Raw genomic sequence first — 18,946 nt, forward strand, 5'->3', positions numbered from 1 at the left:
AAAGATAAGAATACTAGTTAGACAATTGCTACAATTCTGTCATAACTTAATTTTAAAACAGATTCTGTACTAATGCACGAAAAAATTCCTACATTGTTCTACAACAACATAGGAATTTTGTGTCGAATTATGTATTTTATTGTTTAATAATCTCTACTTTTTTTCATAATCAGAAATTTCCACTAAATTTTCAAGGTATAGCTCGAAATACATTTGTTCTAGATAGATACTTTTTATCAAACCAAATGGCCCACGATTTTAAAATCATGAGCCATTTGCGAAGTGATATTTTCTTTTTAGAATACATGTGTAGAAGTTTTAAAAAATGAGCTTTTCTTGTTATTTAGTTTCGTTTTGAAATATACAAAATATACTCACATACGTTTATATTTAATGTGTATTGCAGTATACATATTAATAATCCGTATAAATCCCACTCATAATTCTCAAAAACAGACTCAGTTTGTTCTTGAATTTGATTCGCAATAATTCTCCCTAATTCTTTTTATTTCACTTAATTATATGCCCTAACAAATATATATTATCTAGTTAAAATACTACGGTTTGTTTCATATTATTAATCAGTTTAAAATAAGTAATTGGATACAAGCTTAAAGGAAATACTCTCAAGTAATAAAATTCGACAATTTATCTTCTTTTTCAATTGCAAGGTGCAAAAAAAATACTGCCCCACAAAACAATCCAGCATTTTATTGCCTCCGCGGCGTTAGTCCATACAATATAAATTGAATCGTATTTTCAATTTCTACTTCATCGTCCCATTTCTCTTCAGGCAATAATAAAAACCGCGTTAAAAGAAATCCTAATACAGCTGATAAAGTAAGACGTAATACGGAAGATGGTGGCATTTCAATAATTTCCCCTTCTTCTTGAAACTTTACAATCAACTTTTTAAAATGTGAAAGTAGTTCTGTTTCCACTAATTGTTGTATTTCACTTTTTAGTTCTGGTTGAAATGGTACTTCTTGAATTAATATTTTTATCATTGGAAAATGCTTTTTCGCAAATTCAAATCTATTATAGATTACTTCTCTTAAAAGTCCTTCATACGATTCATAATTAGTTTTAAATATTTCTTTTGCAAAAGCTTGTACGAAAAATGGTGCGGCGAACTTTGTGAAAGTCGGCATGACGACCGCTAACAATAAATCTTTTTTCGTTTTATAGTAGCGGAAGATTGTTCCTTCCGCTACACCAGCTCGCTTTGCAATTTCATTTGTTGAGGTTGAAGCGTACCCTTTTTCTCCAAACATATCAACAGCTGCCTCTAATATACGCATTTGACGTTCATTTTTTTTATCAGTATTTGTTGCAGCAACTAATTCTTCCAGCCAATCCTTCTTCATTTATAATGCTCCTTTTTGTCGTCATTATATTTTACGATGCTTCTTTAAAGCAAATACATTTCCAACTGCAAATAATAGTGAAAAAAGAAGTAAAACAGTGAGATCTAATGCAATTTCTGTAAACCCTTGATTCCGTATCATTATTTGTCTCATTGCGTCAGCACCATATGTGAGTGGGAATAATTTCCCTAACATTTGTAGCCACTTATTCATAGATTCAATTGGAAATAATCCAGAAAAGAAGACTTGCGGCACGATAACAAGCGGGATAAACTGGATCATTTGAAATTCATTATTTGCGTATGCAGATAAAAATGTACCTAATGTTAGTGCGGTTAAAGAAAGCATACATGTAGTAAGTAGCGTTAGCCATATAGAGCCAGCTACATAAAGATCTAAAATATAAACTGAAAAACTTACGATAATAATAGATTGTATAAATGCAAAAATTCCAAAACCAATAATATATCCTACGACTATTTCCCATCTTCTTACCGGAGTGGACAACAACCTTTCTAAAGTGCCACTTAAACGTTCTCTTACGAAAGATACTCCTGACAATATGAATACAAAGAAAAATGTAAAGAAACCGATTAATACTGGTCCAAGCCCATCAAACATTGTAAAATCTTTAGAGCCATGTAAATACTCCACTTCAGGTTTCATAATCGATACATCATTTTTTTCTGTGCTCTTTTGTAATACTTGCAGTACAGCACGATTTTTTGATGAATCACTGCCTTCTAATAGAAGATTCATTTTTCCTTTCTCTAAATAGATCACTGCATCCACTTTTTGCTTTTCTAATTCGGAATATGCCTTTTCTTTTTCATATTCATAAATTGACGCTTCTTGATTTTTCATTTCTTTTACTATTGGAGCCGGCACATCCACAACAGCGATATGTGGTATATAATCTTTTTGTGTAAACACGAGAGACAATAACCAAAGTAATAACATTGGTGCCCCAAACATCATAGCTAACGAACGCTTATCTCGAAAAAACTGACGAATAATACGAATGATTACACCATTAACTCTCATCACTCAACCACCTCTTCTAATAAAAAGACATCTTCAATTCGTCCAGATGATGTTTGTTTTTTCAATTCCTCAGGCGTGCCAATCGCAACTAATTTCCCTTCTCTAATTAACCCTAGACGTTCACAAAACTCCGCTTCATCCATAATGTGCGTTGTTACAATAATGGTTGTGCCTTTCTTTTTAAGATCATAAAACTTCTTCCAAATCGATTTTCGAAGAAGAGGATCTATGCCAACTGTTGGCTCATCTAAAATCAATATTTCTGGTTCATGAAGAAGTGCTATCGCCAATGATAAACGTTTTTTCATTCCACCTGAAAATTGCTGTACTGGTTTTTTCATATGCTCGGATAATTGCACAAGTTCAAAAACTTCTACAATTCTCTCTTTCTTACGCTTACCTTTTAAACCATACATCGTTGCAATAAAATCTGCATTTTCATACGCTGATAGTTCTTCATATAACGCATCAGCCTGAGCCATATAACCAATTCGTTTCATTTCACTTAAATTAGGCATGTTTACATTGAAAACAAGTACATCACCTTTAGTTGCCTCATTAATACCTGCAATCATTTTAATAAGAGTTGTTTTCCCTGATCCTGAAGGCCCAACTAAACCAAAAATTTCTGCTTTATCAACTTGTAATGAAAGATTGTGTAAAACTTCTTTTTTCCCAAAACTTTTCGATACAGTACGTAAAATAATTGAAGGTTGCTGCATGTATTATCCCCCTTTTTAAATAAAAATGAGTGAGTACTCACTTTTATTCTACTCTTGCGTAATTATATGTCAAACTTCATTGTTTAGTATTTATTTTCAATTCACATCTTAATCAATGAAACAGAGTCGACATTAGAATGTTTTTTCTTAAAGTCGACTCTGTTTCATTTGAATTATATATTTTTATGTTTTTAAATTCATATACTTTCTAATTCTAGCAACGTCTAAAGAATATTCGATGACTAATTGCTGTAATGGTAAAATAATCGTGTCGGGATATAAATGTGCATATTGTAATGTTTCTGCATATTTTTCTAATCTTTTTTCTAAATACTTTATAATTTGATCCGGATGGCTTACTAATAAACATTGACAATAATAATGTATTTGTTCCTCAATCGCCGTATACTCTTCAATTTCATATTCTTTATGCATGTGTACACCCCTTTATGTTTTTACATGATTTTCATATCACACTTTTCACTCGACTAATTTTTAATTTTTTGATTATTTAAACTATAACAAACTCTTCAGGTCAAATTTTGTTACTTTATGTAACGTAGAAAATTTTTAACAAAATTGTAATGAAAACCTATACAAAATACGTAAAGTAACTTTGCTTATTTCGTATATAAAAAATCGTACAGCTTAATTTAACTGTACGACTACAAGTTCTGGCCTATTAAAAATCCTTTGCGGAATAATACTATTTCCTAATCCTCTACTAACTACCATCGATGTATTTTGTTCTTCATATAAACCCGCTGTATATTTAGGGAATATTCCTTGATTCGGGGCAACTAACCCTCCGATAAACGGCAATCTAACTTGTCCTCCATGAGCATGCCCCGATAACACTAAATCTATTTCCTCATCAGCATACTCTGTCAAAAATTCAGGCCTATGAGATAGTAATACATTATATATATCCGGCTGCATTTCAATTTTCGCTTTTATAATTTCATCTTTAACAACATTTCCTTCATCATGATTATTAGTTACAAATTCCGGATCATCAATACCAAGTAAATTTATTTTTTGTTCCTCTTTTTGAATAGTTACATGTTCATTTCTTAATACAGTAACATGATGTTTCTTTAATTCCTTCTCTAAATCATTATATTTTCCTGACAATTTTTCATGGTTTCCTGTCACAAAATATATAGGATACTCCTTTACAAGCTCTCGTATCAATTGCATACTAACTTCTGCATCATACGATTTACTGTCTATTAAATCACCTGTAATAACAATAATATCTGGATTTATGCTTTTTACTTTTTGAATTAAAACATCTTGATTATCACCAAATTGTTTATTATGTAAATCTGAAATTTGGAGGATTTTATATCCTTTAAAATTTGAGGGAATTTTACTAGATGATATATTAACTTCACTAACACTTATTAAATTGTTTTGCAAATATAAAAATATACTAATGCCTACTAATATACTAATAATTAATATGATTCTATTAATATTCTTTTTCATAATTTCTCCTAAAAATTTTTCATTAGTTCACCATATAATATTATTTTTCCTTTTTATTTTCATGAAATGCCTTTGTATATTTTAAAAATCAATTATACTATATTTCTTTTGAAATTATTAATAGTAATAAAAGAGTTCGGTACATGAAATTTTCATTTTAAATACGTAGTGAATGTTCGCCATATTTTTGCTTTTCACCTTTTAATAATAAGAATACAAAACCGATTCTTTTCACACGAAAAAGAATCGGTTTCTAATTTTATACTTTCAATAACATCTGGTAAAGAAATGAAAATACTAAGTGATTATTACCTAAGAGCATTAACTATAACTTCAGCTGCCTCTGCAATTAGTTGATTATCATAGGTAGCCTCTTTTTCATCTTTACTTGATAATATAGCAATGATAATAGGTGCTCTATTAGGCGGCCAAACGATAGCAATGTCATTTCGTGTCCCGTAACTTCCAGCTCCAGATTTATCTGCAACTTCCCAGTCAGTTGGTACGCCTGCACGAATAAGTTTGTCTCCTGTTGCATTTCCTTTCATCCACTCTGTTAGGATTTTACGTTTATCAGCTGGAAGCGCATTTCCGACTGTAAAAGCCTTAAGATTTGTAGCAATTGCTTTCGCTGTACTAGTGTCACGAATGTCTCCTGGAATAGCCTCGTTTAATTCTGTTTCAAAGCGCTCCGACATAGTAACCCGATCCCCCATCTGTCTAAGCGCTTTTTCATATCCTTTAGGTCCGCCTATTTTATGAAATAAAATGTTCCCTGCAGTATTATCACTGGAACGAACAGCTGCCTCTGCAATTTCCCCAAGAGTCATACCTGTATCTACATGTTTCTCTGTAACGGGTGAATATTCAACTAAATCGTCTTTCGTATAAGTGATAACTTCATTTAATTTATCAATTGAGTTTTGCTGTAGCAATACCCCTGCCGCTAACGCCTTGTAAGTTGATGCAAAGGCAAACCGCTCATTAGGTCGATAAGCAATTGTTCGATTTGTACCAGTATCAATAGCATATACACCTAATCGAGCATCAAATTTTTTCTCGAGTTGAGAGAATTCTTGATACGTCGCATGATTTTTATGTTTCACTTGTCCTGTCTTTTCTTTCGCTTCAACTTGCAGTGACCCTCCTGTAAAAGCTGCTAGGCTTGTAATACTTAAACCTAATATACCAACACACATTCCTAATTTTAGCATTTTCTTATTTTTCAAAACCATCATTCCTTTCACATTTTCAATACACTTTATCCAACTTAAACACCTGTTTTGATTCGTATACATAATAGACAACCTAAGAAACAAGTTTGTTCCATAAATTTAAAACCTTTTTAACTAGTAGCCAAGATATTAACAAAAATAAGAGATAGCAACTATGATCGCCGCTATCTCTTATTTCAAATCTCATTTTTTTACTTATAAAGGCTTTTATATAGACAGAGTCTCTTTCCCTAAGAAAAGTGTACAAGTTTTACTGATTTTGATTCGGACTATCTGTATTAGTAGTTTCACCATGCATACGTTGCTTTTTTAAATCAAAGTATACATCTAAAACTTCCTTTCCAATTATAGAATTAATTCCACTTTTATCATTATGAAGCCATGGGACTACTACAGAAAATGCTACTTCTGGATTATCATATGGAGCATATCCAACTAATGTTAAGTTGTAACATTCCATACGTTCTCCTTTTGCATTTCTACCAATTGGATCATCTCCACCATATACAGTTTGAGCTGTTCCTGTCTTTCCTGCTGGTTTATATGGCGCATTTTTGAAATACTTCACGCCAGTTCCATCACCTTCTTGGAATACCCATCTAAAGCCTTCTTTTATCCGATCGATATGTTCTTTCTTCATATCAATTCGATTTAATACGACAGGCTCTATGGAGTGTATAACTTTTCCAATCTCTTCTTTTATTGATTGTTCTCGTACTTCTTGTACAATTTGGGGTTGCATTCTATAACCGCCATTAGCAATCGTTGAAATGTATTGCGCCAACTGCAGTGGTGTATACGTATCATACTGACCAATAGAAAAATCTAGTAAAAAACCAGGTTGACTATCTACTTTTCTCGTTTGTCCAGTTATTTCATTCGGTAAATCAATACCTGTTGGGACACCTAAACCAAATTGTTTAAAATAATAGCGCATCGTATCAAATGCTTCTTGTTTAATATCCAACGAACCATTTGGTACGTAATTAACTCCCGCAATTTTTAAAGCTGTCTGGAACATGTATACATTCGAAGATACTTGTAAAGCTCGTAAATCATTAATATTACCAAATCCGGATACATTCCACGATTTCTTAGCTTGTGTACCTTTAAATTTCATCGGTGCATCATAAAATTGATCTCCTGGCTGTATTGCCCCTGTCTCATATCCAGTTAATAAAGTAGCACCTTTTACAGCTGATCCTAGCTCATACGAAGTTGTCATATTACCTAATGCTAAATCCTCAATCTCTATTTCCCCTTCTTTTTCTATAATCTTTTTGCCTGCCATAGATAAAATCTGTCCATTTTTTGGATTCGTCATGACGACAAAAGCTCGGTCCAACAGTGGCTCTGAACTCTTAAAAGCTCTCAAATTTTTCTCTATACTTTCCTCCACTTTCTTTTGTAATTCCATATCAATCGTTAATGTTAAACTGTTACCACTTTTTCCTTTAGAGATTATTTCTGTGTTTATAATGTTTCCTGATTTATCAGTAATATTTCTCACTTCTTCTTTTGTGCCGTGTAATACATCTTCATATCGTTGTTCAATATAACTTTTTCCTACACGATCATTACGGTTATATCCACGTACCAAATAAGAATCTAAATTTTCTTTCGGTAATCCTTCTTCACTACTTGTAATATTACCTAACACAGAACGAAATAAATTACCATTTACATAATTACGTTCCCAATCAACCGTTGCATCTACTCCTGGGAACTCCGCAAGCTTTTCACTTATCCGCGCATACTCTTGATCTGTTACATCTTTTTTAATAATTTGTGGTGTTAGTTGATAACCTGAACTCATTTTACTTTTAATAGCTAACACCTTTAAATCTTGTGCTGTTAATTCTGCCAATTCTACTTCTGTAACGCGGCTTCGTCTTAAGTCTTCAATTTTTTTATCTAACTCTTTTCCCTCTATTCCCTTTTCTTTAAACTTTCCTATGTCTTTTTTAGTAATCTTTGATTCCGCACGTTTTGTATTCAATTGCATCCAAAAATCTTTTTTATCGATATCTGTTAATTTATTTATATCTTGTTCAGGCATTTCAAGCACTTTCGCCAAGTCTTTTGCTGTTTTTAAAATATCTTCACTCTTAATCCCCTTCACCCTTGTATACGTAATTGTGCGAAGAGATTTATTATTAACGACTATTTTCCCTTCTCGATCAAGAATTTGTCCACGTGGAACCGGAATACTAGTTGTTGCATTTTGACTGCTTTCCACTTGGTTCTTATAAGCCTCTCCCTCAACGATTTGTACTTTTCCTAGCTGCATAATAATAGCTGAGAATAGTAGAAAGATGCAAAGGAACATTATATTTAATCGAATATATATATATGTCTGCTGCTTCTTTTCTTTTTGTTTTTTCATAAATCCTCCATTTAACTCTTCCGGGAATTACTACTCATACTTAGTAAATAAAAATAATAATAGCGTTCCCTATATACTAGAAACCACTGCTCGGTTATAAATATAGCGTCTCAATTTTTCTGCTCAATCCTTGTAAACATACATAACTTTTGCTTTAACTTTGTAATTGATAAACCTCCTTTCCTGTTTTTCTCTCTATTTTTTTGTCGCTTGCATTAGAAATGCTAAACTGTATAATGACTCATATTAAACTTACACATAGACTTGCTAATAACTTTTCATACTGATTATTCCTTTCTTCATGTTGTAATACTTAATAGACAACCTAAATCATAAAGTTGTTCCACATTTACAAAAAAAATAATTAACTATAAGATGAAATAAGCTAAAAAAGGGAGGGTTTTATGTTACATACAAAAATAAAAAGATGGAGATTTTTAGCGGTTCTTTCTATTGTAGGTTTGATTTTATTAATTTTATTAAAAATCAACTTCATTTCAATTACTATCGCAACTTCTTCAGCTGAAAGAGGAAGAATTCTTGATCAAAATGGAGTAATACTAGCTACAAATAATAAAGTTAAGTCTCTTTATTGCACATCTAATTACGAAAAGCTATCGGATCAAGATACATCAAATACATTAGCTTTTTTCAATCAATTTTCAAGCGAGTTTCAACATGACATTTCTACAGAGGACATAAAATCGCAATTACAACAATCTTGTAAAAAGCAGACTATGAATGAGATACCGTTATACTCTGACATAAATGAGAATGAACTTGCATTCATAAACAAAAACAAACCCAATAATGTAATAATCAAAGATGAATCGATTCGATATTATCCCAAACATGAAATTGCTTCACAAGTAATTGGGTATGTAGAAAATGACCTTAATTCTAAGTATGGACCTGTTGGAAAAAGTGGGATAGAGCTTCAATATGAAAATGATTTAAAAGGAAAACCAGGAAAAACTTTGATTTTTAAAGTGAATAATAAAAACTTCTTATGGAACATTCAAAAAGTACAAAAAGGAAAAGATGTCCAGCTGACTTTAGACTCTAAGCTGCAGCAAAAAACAGAGGAAGTATTAAGATCTCAAATTAAGAAAACACCTGATGCTAATGCTGGTTATGTTGTAGTGACCGATGTAAAAACTGGTGCAATTTTAACTATGGTCAACTCGGCAGTTTTTGATACAAATACATTACATACACAAGTATCATCTAAAAAAGAAAACATCAAATCTCTTTCGCAAAATAAAGCAATTCAAAAATTAAAGTATGGTGAATCTTATGTAAATATGGCCTCTACTATAAAGCCTCTTACTATTTTAATTGGATTAAACGAAAAGCTTTTTCAACCTGAAGATACTTATTTAGATAAAGGTAGTTTTCAATATGATAATCAAAATAACATTACGAATGCACCTGGAACGCCAACAGGTGCGATTACACCGAGTCAGGCTATCATTAATTCTTCTAACACATTTATGACAGCAAAAGTAGCTCTACCCTTATTCAACCAAAATAATGGGAATATAGAAAAAGTAGCAAATATATGGACAGATTATTTAATGCAATTCGGCCTTCGTTCTAAAACTGGAATCGATTTACCCTTTGAAGAAGACGGAAAATATGAATTTCATCCATCTAATAAGTTTGAAAATGGAATCTCCGCTTTATTAAATGCTTCTTGGGGAGGAAATGAAGTGCACACTCCCCTTCAACTCGCTCAATATGCAGCAACTTTGGCAAGTAAAGGTGATAAATATAAACCTCAAATCGTAAGTACTATTATTGGTCAGGACGGTAAGGAAACAAAAAAGTTTAAACCAATTTTAGAAAGTTCAAATCGTTATCCTATGAAATTTTGGAGTGTCGTGCAAGGTGGAATGAGTCAAAATATAGAGGAGATTAAAAACTTACCCTTTCATGTCGCAGGTAAAACGGGTATAACGGGTTCATTGAATGAGCAAGAAAGAATAATCAATCATTCTCTTTTCATCGCATATGCTCCTACCGAAGATCCACAAATTGCTATTTCTGCCGTTATTCCTGGTAGCAATTCTGAAAAAAACATTGCCGCTCTCGTTACATCAGAGATTTTGGAGTCCTGGAATACTCTTCAAAAAGAAAATAAAAACAAAGAGGAAGGTTCATTAAAGTGAACCTTCCTCTTTTACCATATAGATTCTATATTCGTTATTTTCCATATACTTTCATCATTCTTTTCGAACATGAAAGAATATTTAATATCAGTTAAAACATACTCTTTTTGTACATATCCAGTATTACCGTTAATAGTCGATATTTTTATATATCCATCATTTTGCATTTTTTCCGGGATCCAAGCTTTTACCATTTCATTAGATACTTCATATAAAACTTTTGATTCTGGGTTTGGTTCAGCTAAAATTTTCGTTTTGTTTCCAGTAACAGTTGCATATATAAAATGTTCTTCCTTTGATTGATTACTTTCTGTCAATCCACTTGGCACTTTGTAAACTTTCTTCGTATCATTCCCAAATTCTCCCCCCATTGTAAGAGCAACTTGCAACTCATGAAAAATATCCTCATCAAACTGCAATTCTTTCTTCTTATACATCCTCCCTTTAAATATAACTTCATCATTTAATGCTCTATACAAATCATTTTCATTTTTAGAATTTGTACTTCGATATAAGTCATTTATAAATTGTTTTAGTGAGGGATCTTGAGCAGATTCATCTTTTGTTTTAGGCTTAATTTGAGTACTACTTTGTACCGGTGATTTATTATCATCAAGCCAAGGTTGTTGAACAATAAAAAATAACATTGTACAAGCCAAAACAACTATAATAGGCAATACTTTTTTACGAAATGGTCTTTTGTATGTTGCAGAATCTACTTCACTATTTTGGTCTATCGATTGCTTTATTTTATAAATAAATTCTTCTTCATCTTTACGATTCTCCATTGGACCGTTTTTTAATTTGCTATACCAGTCGGGATTTTTTTTATTGTTCATCACTTCTACCCTCCTCTATTAATTTTGAAACCTTCCTTCTCGCTCGGCTTAATCTAGATTTTACAGTTCCAATTGACACTCCTAATGTTTCAGCCATTTCTTCATAAGATAATTCATATTTTGCGTCCAATATTAGTATTTCACGGTGTTTTTTAGGTAGTTTTAATACAACCTCCCACACTTCATTCATTTCCTCTTGCTTAAAAAATTCTTGTTCTGCCGATGAAGATTGCTTATCATCACTAAAAAATCCCACTAAAGATATCCTTTTAAAATAAGAGGATTTCAAATAGTTTATTGCCGTATTTCTTGTAATTTTTAATATCCACGTTTTAATAGATGACTCCTTTCGAAACGACTGCCAATTTTTAAAAACCTTTATAAATACATCTTGTGTGATGTCATCTGATAAGTGTGGATCTTTCGTAATAATAAATGAATAATTCCATACATCTTGCCAATAGTCTTTTATAACATAGTCAAGCTCATCATGATTACATTTTTCAATAAACTTCTGTTCCATTTCCACACCTCAAACTTATTTGAATAAACATAATACTGCCCTCACTTTTATTATGGTTTCAACATATAGACAAGATACAAGTTTCATTTGTTCCATTGATTATCTTTTTTTGATAGAAGAATCCTCCTGAGGATGTAAGGTGTGCAATTACTTTCATAAAATAATCACCTATACATTCTCTTACATGACAGGCTCCTAAAAAACAAGTAAAGCATACAATGTTAAAAATACACTCATAAAAATCTGATTATTATTTGTGAATTTCACGCAACACTTCACTTGTATCATCAATTTTTCTTAGAGCATACTTATTTATGTGCTCTATTTATGTTTTACTAAATAACTGTTTTGTTAAAGTTTAAAATTACTCTTACTTGTCCATTTCAATTTGTTTTACTCTTCTATTTACTATTAGCAATGCCAACCTTTCAAAAATGAAAACCAGCGAGTCTTTTGGCAATCGGTATCATTATTAGTACTGTTTTAACAATTTCATTTAAAATATCTTTTAGTTTGGGTTCTCCGATCTTATTTTGTAGATATTTGATAGAAAAAAGGACCCTTATATTAAGGCTCCTGCAACAGAAAACAACAAAAATATAGACAATAAAAAGAATTACTTAAACTATAATTTATAGGCACTATATATCCTTCTTTTTCGCATCAAAACCCCTGCGCTATATGCGACAGGGGGCTAGTTCATTCTAAAGCTTATTTAAAAGAGTCATGTACAGACAAACTACTATAAATCAATTCAGCAACTTTTACATATCCTTTTGAGTTTGGATGAATTAAATCCTTAGACCAAAGCGTATTGTCATTAACTAACTGATGATTCCAAAAGTCAACATGATGAAGATTATACTCTCTGCTCAGTGAAAGTATAACTTCGTTTGCCTCTAATAATTGTTCTTTTAACACTTGTTTTTTTTCAGAAGAAAAAGGAAGCCTAACTGTAAAATCTGGAAGGTTTGCTATAATAATATCAGCACCTGTTTTACTTAATGTATCTATCATAAATTTCATATCGTTCTTATATGCATGATGATTCCAACGTCCTTTTAATACATCGTTTGCACCTGCAATTAGACTAACCAAATCCGGATTAAAAGTTAATGCCTTTTCTAATTGCTGTGAGCGAATTTCTTTAGTTACTAACCCACGCTTGGCAAAATTAGCATATTCTATATCGTTTTCACACAGTTGAACAAAATGATCTACCCAGCTTTTTAATGCTATTCCCTCAACTTCATCCCCTATCCCCTCTGTAAAACTATCACCAATCGCTACAAATCGCTTCCACATATGTAGTCCCCCTTTATTATTAACCATATCTATACTATACAATAGCTCACAACGTAATTGTTATTTCTAAGTGTTTTTCGATTTCAATTACATTCAAAAAAACTACATCCTATATAGAATGTAGTTTTCCTCACAGATCTATCTATTTTTTACTTCCTTGTTATAAAAATCATATAATAATTCAATAGATGAACTAGATAAAAAAGGAATTGCCTTCTTAACTAATTCTCTATCCCAATCAAACCAACGCATTTCCATTAGCATATTAATTTCTGTATCAGTGAATCGTTTCTTTATTTCCTTAGCAGGATTTCCACCAACTATTGTATATGGTGGAATATCTTTACTTACGACAGATCCTGCTGCAACGATTGCACCTTCACCGATTGTAACGCCAGGCATAATAAAAGCATTCATTCCAATCCAAGCATCACTTTTAATGACTGTATCGCCCTTCGGTTCATATGAATATTCAATTTGCTCAGCGAATGGATATACTGTAATCCATTCTGAGTGATGATTGTGATTACCACCCATTAATATGACTACTCCGCTAGCAATACAAACATAGCTCCCAATTACATACGATAAAGATTTCTTAGTTATATATCTTACTTCTTTCTTATATTAGCCTTAACTCCCTCGATATAATTTTATTATTCATTGATTTGTCTGATAAATCAATAAATGTTAATATGATTATAGAAGATATTATCATCCTTTAGATTTCACAGCTATTTTTTCACAAAAACGATTTCTGAATCCTTTATTAATTAGGAGGTTTAGAAGATGAAACTTTTAAAGCAATCAGCAATTATTGGGGCATTGACTGTTGGAGGATTTTTATTTTCGGATACAATTAGTACCATCACACCTGTGTCTGCTGAATCACAACTAATACAAAAAAGATCACCATTTCTAGATACTTGGCAGTGGCAAAACTATTTTTCATTACATCATAATGCAGATTTTTTAAAAGAGTTGGCAGTTGGTAACTTAAAGCAGGGAGATACCTTCGATGTTAATGTATACACTGGTGGTAAGGATACTGGCATTGTAAAAATATATCGATTGAGTGAAAATGAAAATGATGAAATAAACTTGCATAGATATAAAACCATTTACGACTCAGGTTTATCACATAATTATGGTAGATTTGTAACGCCTATTACTAAGGTTTATAATCCAGGAACATATGTAGCTGTTATGAAACTTGGAGAAAATTATTATTATGGGGGTAGCTTTAAAATCTCAAAATAAATATTCAATACTAAAAAACAAAGTAGCCTATAAATTTTTATAGGCTACTTTTCATCTCATCATTACTTAGCTAATTCTTTCGTACACTTCATTACATCAACAAAGAATCCCCAGTTATTCACAACAGAAGAAATACTGATGTGTTCATCTGGTGTATGAACATTAAAAATGTCTGGACCAAATGAAATTGCATCTAACTCTGGCATTTTTTGAACGAATACACTGCACTCAATTCCAGCATGTACAGCGAAAATTTCAACATCTTTATTGTATTTTTCTTGATGCACTTTTTCAAACAAATTACGAATTTGTGAATTTGGATTGTATGGCCATTCTGGATACTCTGACTCTATTTCAAATGTTGCACCAACTAATTCGGCAATACATTTAATTTCATCTGCAACATGTTGTTTTAAACTACTTACAGAACTTCTCACTTCGTTACGTAATTTAATTTCATCTTGCAGCGTTTCAATAACGCCTAAATTTGTTGAACTTTCAACTAGACCTTTAATATCCATACTCATGCTTTGAATGCCATTTGGAATTAAGAATAACGATGAAATAAGCTGCTTTTGTGTTTCTTTAGCAAATACTTTTTCTACTTTCTCATCCAATTTTGTAATTGTAACATGAACATCCGGATCAACAGCACGCATTTCTTCTTGTAATACTCTTGTCCACGATTCTAGCTTTTCTTCTACTTGTTCTACATCTTCTGGACGTAATAAAAGTGTAGCTACACTTTCACGCGGAATTGCATTCGTTTTTAATCCGCCGTGAACCTCACTGATTTCAAATTGAATATTTACAGATAAATCACGTAAAACTCGTCCTAATACTTTGTTCGCATTCCCGCGTTGCTTATCAATCTCCATGCCAGAATGTCCGCCTTTAAGTCCGCCAACATAGAGACGATATGTATCCATATTTACTGGTGCTTCTTCCCAAATTACTGGAATTGTTTCGACTGCTTTTGCACCGCCTGCACTACTTACAAGTAATTTGTGGTCTTCTTCAGAATCAATGTTAATAAAAATCTTTCCGTCAAAGTGATTTGCATCAACTGCGAAAGCCCCGCCCATTGTCGTTTCTTCTTCAGTAGTAATAACTACTTCAAGCGCTGGATGCGGAATGTCTGATGCATCTAATAAAGCTAATGCATACGCAACTGCAATACCATTATCAGCACCTAACGTTGTTTGATTTGCATATAACATGTCTCCAATAATTCGTAATTCAATTGGATCTTTTTCAAAATCATGTACTGTCGCTTGATTTTTTTCGCATACCATGTCTGAATGCCCTTGAATGATAATAGCTGGTACATTTTCATAACCAGCAGTCGCTTCTTTTTTTATGATGACATTTAATGCTTCATCTTGAATGACTTCTAAGTTACGCTCTTTCGCAAAACGTACTAAATAATCACTAATTTCCTTTTCATTACCTGACCCTCTAGGAATCTTTGAAATTTCTGCAAAATGATAAAATACAGGGTGCTTTGTTAATTGTTCTAAAGTAGAATACATTTTTAAGCTCCTCTCAAAATGACAAAATAATATGTAAGTCTTTTATCATTATACCATGATTCATTATTTTACCTTTCCGTTATCCTTTTAAAAAATTGAAATTGAAGCTTTAATTTATGTTTTCCCCATACACCACTACTTATTAATTCGCGAATAACGCAATAAAAAACAAAAGAAAATGCACTATGCATTTTCTTTTGTTTTTTTCACTCGTATATATTTTGAACTGCTATTATTCATCAGTTTCTCTAACCGATTTATATTTTCCGTTAATGCACCTTTCACAAGAGAGAAATCTGTATTTGGTTCTTCTTTTTTTTCTTTAAAAAATGAAGACTTTTGTATATTCACTTCAGCCATCTCTTCTCCCCCTCTTCAAAAAGATACAATCTTCTATTTATATTATATAGCAAATACAGACAAAGTGTACAATCATGATTTTCTTTTTAATTCTTCTTCTAAATCTTCTACTTGCTGTAATGTATCTCCTTTTATTAACGAGAAATCTGTTGTATCTTCATTGTCTTCTTTAAAAAAATCATTGTCATAATCTTTTATCACTACAATCACCTCTACGTGCTAGTGTAGGAATGATTGTCCGATTTTATACAAGTTTGTCTAAATTTGCTTTCCCTTTATGTATTAGTGAAAAGGACAGAAGAAAATCCTGTCCTTATTTACTAAAATAACTATGATGTATCGTTAGATTATATACATTTTCAAAATCCCGATCTTGAAGATTATTTTTCTTCCCATCAATAATAATAAAAACATCACTCACTATTTTTGCTGGTATAATACCGACGTTATCTACTTGCACCGCTTTCTGCTCATTCAATTGCTCGATGTGTTCAAACGGAACGATAATACTAAATTGAGAACGGATACCACGAAAGTTTGTATTTAATTCCTTTGCCGCTTCAAATACAACAATTTTTGCTCCAATCTTTTCCCCATACGAATCTAAAAATACGTTTAAGCTTTTTGTATATTCTTCCTCCGTAAGCCATTCCATTGTACCGAACACTGCTGGATTGACATTTTGGATTATTGTTGTGTATATTTCTCCTCTTGCTTTAGAAGCAATTAATGACCGTTTTATCGATTGAACCGTCTTGCCTATATCGCTAAATTTCGCTCCCCATATTTCTGAAATATTAGGTGTTAAAATAAATGCAATATCAACGAAAATAACCATTGCAGTGAACATTAAAAGATTTTTCCAGAGGGTTAAATCAATTCCTTTTATCATGAAATACACGGTGACTGATATTATAAACAACCCATACCAAGTCTTTCTAATACGTTGCTTCTTCTCCTCGTACAGCTCTTCATTTTTCCAATAAAAGAAAACAAGTACTAGAAAAACGATTGCTAAAATAAATAAGCCGATTCGAATGTTAGAGATCACCAATGACATCACCCTCCATTCAAAAACTACTCACGATATCATTACATGCACAAGCAGCTCTCTTTATGACAAAAGACGTGGACAAGCTTCTAAATTTAGCTATAACGCATATACATTAGAAGGTGCCACGTCTTTGATCATGAATCTACATTGTATATGTAGACAAGCATGTGTTTCAAATTTTCATGTTAAAAAGATATATGTTTCGGAATTTCCCCTTCAGGTACTTCTCCATCCATACTTAAGTAATAATGACGAATTGGACGTAAATCATCATCTAATTCATACACGAGTGGTATGCTCGTTGGAATATTTAATGAAACAACACCATCGCATGAAAGGTTATCTAAGAATTTCACTAGTGAACGAATCGTATTACCGTGCGATGAAATAATTACCTTTTTACCACTTTTTAATGATGGCGTAATTTCTGAATGCCAATAATCAAGTACTCTTTTCTCCGTATCCACTAAACATTCTGTCAATGGAAACTCACCTTTTTTAAGTGCTTTATATCTTGGGTCATTCATTTCATATCTAGGATCATCCTCCGTAAGAGCAGGTGGTCTTACATCAATACTTCTTCTCCAAATACGAACTTGCTCCTCACCATATTCTTTCGCAGTTTCATCTTTATTCAACCCTTGCAATGCACCATAATGTCTTTCATTTAGCTTCCAAGATTTATGTACTGGCACCCAAGTAAGATCCATCTCATGAAGTACAATCCATAGCGTCCGGATTGCTCGTTTTAATACAGAAGTATGTGCAACATCGAAAGTATATCCATTTTCCTTCAATATCGCACCTGCTTCTCTTGCTTCACTTAATCCATTCTCTGATAAATCTACATCTGTCCATCCTGTAAAGCGATTTTCAAGGTTCCATAAACTTTGTCCGTGACGAATAAGTACAAGTTTTATCATTATAATTCCCCTCTCGGAAATGTGAATTTTACTATTACTTTGCGCGCACATATTAAGTTTTTGGTAATGTGATTTTTTTATCCATACATACTATGATTTATCCATATTTGCCAAAAGTATGGATAAAACTTGATCTTTTTCAAACTATAAAAACAGATATATTTTCTCATTATTTTTGATCGACTGGTATTTCTCGTTTCGATATCCATGCATCAAAACCTGAACGACTATTTGCCATTTCATTCATAACTTGATGCCAATTTTCTTCGCATGATTCACCAAATTTTGAAAAAATAGCACCCATTTGTTTTCTTTGAACATCGCTCAGTTTTTTCTCTAAATCTGCACCTTGTTCTGTTAAAGATAACTGTTTCACACGACGATCATGTGTAGCTTCATTACTCTCGATTAGGCCCTTTTCCACAAGTTGGCGTAGCGGTCCGTGAAGAGCTTGTTTACTTATTTCCAATAATGATAGTAATTCATTTACACTAATCCTCGGAAAACGTGCGATAAAAAATAAAATTCGGTGATGTACTCGTTGAATACCATACTCTTTTATAATTTCATCTGGCTTTTCAGTAAATGTTTTATATGCAAAATAAAATAATGCTAATGCTTCATTCATCTGTTCTTCTTTATGTTGTGTCATCTACTTTCCCCCTGTATGTAAATTATACCACAATCCAGTAATCAATATTTTAATGACCGCATTGGAACTTCTTTAGTCTATT

The 18,946-nt window shown here is 32.2% G+C and carries 19 protein-coding genes and 1 pseudogene; 2 read left to right on the forward strand and 18 right to left on the reverse strand.

The features are described from left to right. Window positions 1-190: 190 nt before the first annotated feature. The 8 genes from COC96_RS28425 to COC96_RS00375 all read right to left on the reverse strand — a co-directional run bounded on the left by COC96_RS28425 (window position 191) and on the right by COC96_RS00375 (window position 8,245). A complete protein-coding gene (locus tag COC96_RS28425) occupies window positions 191-343 on the reverse strand; it encodes a DUF1722 domain-containing protein (protein WP_225316066.1) in 153 nt (50 codons plus the stop codon). Between the two features lie 367 nt (window positions 344-710). Beyond that, window positions 711-1,367 carry a TetR/AcrR family transcriptional regulator gene (locus COC96_RS00345; protein ID WP_098768078.1) on the reverse strand — a complete coding sequence of 219 codons (657 nt, stop codon included), beginning with the start codon at window positions 1,365-1,367 and terminating at the stop codon, window positions 711-713. A gap of 24 nt (window positions 1,368-1,391) precedes the next feature. Beyond that, the gene (locus tag COC96_RS00350; protein ID WP_098266854.1) at window positions 1,392-2,411 is read right to left on the reverse strand and encodes an ABC transporter permease; all 1,020 of its coding nucleotides are present in this window, start codon (window positions 2,409-2,411) and stop codon (window positions 1,392-1,394) included. After that, window positions 2,411-3,133: an ABC transporter ATP-binding protein gene (locus COC96_RS00355; protein ID WP_098266853.1), complete on the reverse strand. Its 723-nt coding sequence runs from the start codon at window positions 3,131-3,133 to the stop codon at window positions 2,411-2,413. Before COC96_RS00355 ends, COC96_RS00350 begins: the two co-directional genes overlap by 1 nt. 183 nt (window positions 3,134-3,316) lie before the next feature. Continuing rightward, window positions 3,317-3,568 (reverse strand): hypothetical protein, encoded by a 252-nt coding sequence (locus COC96_RS00360; protein ID WP_097906374.1) that lies wholly within the window; start codon window positions 3,566-3,568, stop codon window positions 3,317-3,319. Window positions 3,569-3,781: 213 nt separating this feature from the next. Continuing rightward, window positions 3,782-4,624 carry a metallophosphoesterase gene (locus tag COC96_RS00365; RefSeq protein WP_098266852.1) on the reverse strand — a complete coding sequence of 281 codons (843 nt, stop codon included), beginning with the start codon at window positions 4,622-4,624 and terminating at the stop codon, window positions 3,782-3,784. 308 nt (window positions 4,625-4,932) lie between these two features. Next, window positions 4,933-5,862 carry a class A beta-lactamase Bla1 gene (bla, locus tag COC96_RS00370; protein ID WP_373561048.1) on the reverse strand — a complete coding sequence of 310 codons (930 nt, stop codon included), beginning with the start codon at window positions 5,860-5,862 and terminating at the stop codon, window positions 4,933-4,935. A 247-nt stretch (window positions 5,863-6,109) separates the two neighbouring features. Continuing rightward, complete coding sequence (locus COC96_RS00375; RefSeq protein ID WP_098768079.1) at window positions 6,110-8,245, reverse strand: peptidoglycan D,D-transpeptidase FtsI family protein; 2,136 nt, start codon at window positions 8,243-8,245, stop codon at window positions 6,110-6,112. A gap of 404 nt (window positions 8,246-8,649) precedes the next feature. Between COC96_RS00375 and COC96_RS00380 the strand changes: the two genes are divergently transcribed. Further along, window positions 8,650-10,416, forward strand: a complete 1,767-nt coding sequence (locus COC96_RS00380) for a peptidoglycan D,D-transpeptidase FtsI family protein (RefSeq protein ID WP_098768080.1) — start codon at window positions 8,650-8,652, stop codon at window positions 10,414-10,416. A gap of 11 nt (window positions 10,417-10,427) precedes the next feature. Here COC96_RS00380 and COC96_RS00385 read toward each other — a convergent pair whose 3' ends face one another. The 4 genes and pseudogenes from COC96_RS00385 to COC96_RS00400 all read right to left on the reverse strand — a co-directional run. After that, complete coding sequence (locus tag COC96_RS00385; RefSeq protein WP_142339933.1) at window positions 10,428-11,255, reverse strand: SH3 domain-containing protein; 828 nt, start codon at window positions 11,253-11,255, stop codon at window positions 10,428-10,430. Then, a complete protein-coding gene (locus COC96_RS00390; RefSeq protein WP_141536130.1) occupies window positions 11,245-11,778 on the reverse strand; it encodes an RNA polymerase sigma factor in 534 nt (177 codons plus the stop codon). Before COC96_RS00390 ends, COC96_RS00385 begins: the two co-directional genes overlap by 11 nt. Window positions 11,779-12,489: 711 nt before the next feature. Further along, complete coding sequence (locus COC96_RS00395) at window positions 12,490-13,083, reverse strand: SGNH/GDSL hydrolase family protein (protein ID WP_141536129.1); 594 nt, start codon at window positions 13,081-13,083, stop codon at window positions 12,490-12,492. A gap of 138 nt (window positions 13,084-13,221) precedes the next feature. Beyond that, window positions 13,222-13,665: pseudogene (locus COC96_RS00400) on the reverse strand (CatB-related O-acetyltransferase); the annotation flags it as partial. 207 nt (window positions 13,666-13,872) lie between these two features. On the opposite strand from COC96_RS00400, the gene COC96_RS00405 reads away from it, so the two are divergent. Next, window positions 13,873-14,343, forward strand: coding sequence for a DUF5065 family protein (locus COC96_RS00405; protein WP_098266846.1), 471 nt, complete (start codon window positions 13,873-13,875; stop codon window positions 14,341-14,343). Between the two features lie 62 nt (window positions 14,344-14,405). On the opposite strand, the gene pepD is transcribed toward COC96_RS00405, so the two are convergent. The 6 genes from pepD to COC96_RS00440 all read right to left on the reverse strand — a co-directional run bounded on the left by pepD (window position 14,406) and on the right by COC96_RS00440 (window position 18,864). After that, a complete protein-coding gene (pepD, locus tag COC96_RS00410; RefSeq protein ID WP_098266845.1) occupies window positions 14,406-15,875 on the reverse strand; it encodes a beta-Ala-His dipeptidase in 1,470 nt (489 codons plus the stop codon). Window positions 15,876-16,058: 183 nt separating this feature from the next. Then, entirely contained in the window at window positions 16,059-16,235 is a 177-nt protein-coding gene (gene spoIISB / locus COC96_RS27425) for a stage II sporulation protein SB (RefSeq protein ID WP_000852590.1), read from the reverse strand. A gap of 72 nt (window positions 16,236-16,307) precedes the next feature. Beyond that, window positions 16,308-16,436: a D-alanyl-D-alanine carboxypeptidase gene (locus COC96_RS00420; RefSeq protein ID WP_141536128.1), complete on the reverse strand. Its 129-nt coding sequence runs from the start codon at window positions 16,434-16,436 to the stop codon at window positions 16,308-16,310. 112 nt (window positions 16,437-16,548) lie between these two features. Continuing rightward, window positions 16,549-17,286 carry a type II toxin-antitoxin system SpoIISA family toxin gene (locus COC96_RS00425; RefSeq protein ID WP_141536133.1) on the reverse strand — a complete coding sequence of 246 codons (738 nt, stop codon included), beginning with the start codon at window positions 17,284-17,286 and terminating at the stop codon, window positions 16,549-16,551. A 188-nt stretch (window positions 17,287-17,474) separates the two neighbouring features. Beyond that, window positions 17,475-18,212: a 2,3-diphosphoglycerate-dependent phosphoglycerate mutase gene (gene gpmA, locus COC96_RS00435; RefSeq protein WP_098266841.1), complete on the reverse strand. Its 738-nt coding sequence runs from the start codon at window positions 18,210-18,212 to the stop codon at window positions 17,475-17,477. Between the two features lie 169 nt (window positions 18,213-18,381). After that, entirely contained in the window at window positions 18,382-18,864 is a 483-nt protein-coding gene (locus COC96_RS00440; RefSeq protein WP_098266840.1) for a MarR family winged helix-turn-helix transcriptional regulator, read from the reverse strand. Window positions 18,865-18,946 lie beyond the last annotated feature (82 nt).

It is taken from the genome of Bacillus cereus, from assembly GCF_002577405.1.
Taxonomy (GTDB): Bacteria; Bacillota; Bacilli; order Bacillales; family Bacillaceae_G; genus Bacillus_A; species Bacillus_A cereus_AU.

What these genes read in the sequence shown, in the direction of transcription:
- pepD (WP_098266845.1), bottom strand. Translation starts at nt 15,875, where the DNA reads ATGTATTCTACTTTAGAACAATTAACAAAGCACCCTGTATTTTATCAT.
- COC96_RS00380 (WP_098768080.1), top strand. Translation starts at nt 8,650, where the DNA reads ATGTTACATACAAAAATAAAAAGATGGAGATTTTTAGCGGTTCTTTCT.
- COC96_RS00355 (WP_098266853.1), bottom strand. Translation starts at nt 3,133, where the DNA reads ATGCAGCAACCTTCAATTATTTTACGTACTGTATCGAAAAGTTTTGGG.
- bla (WP_373561048.1), bottom strand. Translation starts at nt 5,862, where the DNA reads ATGATGGTTTTGAAAAATAAGAAAATGCTAAAATTAGGAATGTGTGTT.
- spoIISB (WP_000852590.1), bottom strand. Translation starts at nt 16,235, where the DNA reads ATGGCTGAAGTGAATATACAAAAGTCTTCATTTTTTAAAGAAAAAAAA.
- COC96_RS00440 (WP_098266840.1), bottom strand. Translation starts at nt 18,864, where the DNA reads ATGACACAACATAAAGAAGAACAGATGAATGAAGCATTAGCATTATTT.
- COC96_RS00385 (WP_142339933.1), bottom strand. Translation starts at nt 11,255, where the DNA reads ATGAACAATAAAAAAAATCCCGACTGGTATAGCAAATTAAAAAACGGT.
- COC96_RS00365 (WP_098266852.1), bottom strand. Translation starts at nt 4,624, where the DNA reads ATGAAAAAGAATATTAATAGAATCATATTAATTATTAGTATATTAGTA.
- COC96_RS00405 (WP_098266846.1), top strand. Translation starts at nt 13,873, where the DNA reads ATGAAACTTTTAAAGCAATCAGCAATTATTGGGGCATTGACTGTTGGA.
- COC96_RS00360 (WP_097906374.1), bottom strand. Translation starts at nt 3,568, where the DNA reads ATGCATAAAGAATATGAAATTGAAGAGTATACGGCGATTGAGGAACAA.
- COC96_RS00395 (WP_141536129.1), bottom strand. Translation starts at nt 13,083, where the DNA reads ATGTGGAAGCGATTTGTAGCGATTGGTGATAGTTTTACAGAGGGGATA.
- COC96_RS00350 (WP_098266854.1), bottom strand. Translation starts at nt 2,411, where the DNA reads ATGAGAGTTAATGGTGTAATCATTCGTATTATTCGTCAGTTTTTTCGA.
- COC96_RS00390 (WP_141536130.1), bottom strand. Translation starts at nt 11,778, where the DNA reads ATGGAACAGAAGTTTATTGAAAAATGTAATCATGATGAGCTTGACTAT.
- COC96_RS00345 (WP_098768078.1), bottom strand. Translation starts at nt 1,367, where the DNA reads ATGAAGAAGGATTGGCTGGAAGAATTAGTTGCTGCAACAAATACTGAT.
- COC96_RS00375 (WP_098768079.1), bottom strand. Translation starts at nt 8,245, where the DNA reads ATGAAAAAACAAAAAGAAAAGAAGCAGCAGACATATATATATATTCGA.
- gpmA (WP_098266841.1), bottom strand. Translation starts at nt 18,212, where the DNA reads ATGATAAAACTTGTACTTATTCGTCACGGACAAAGTTTATGGAACCTT.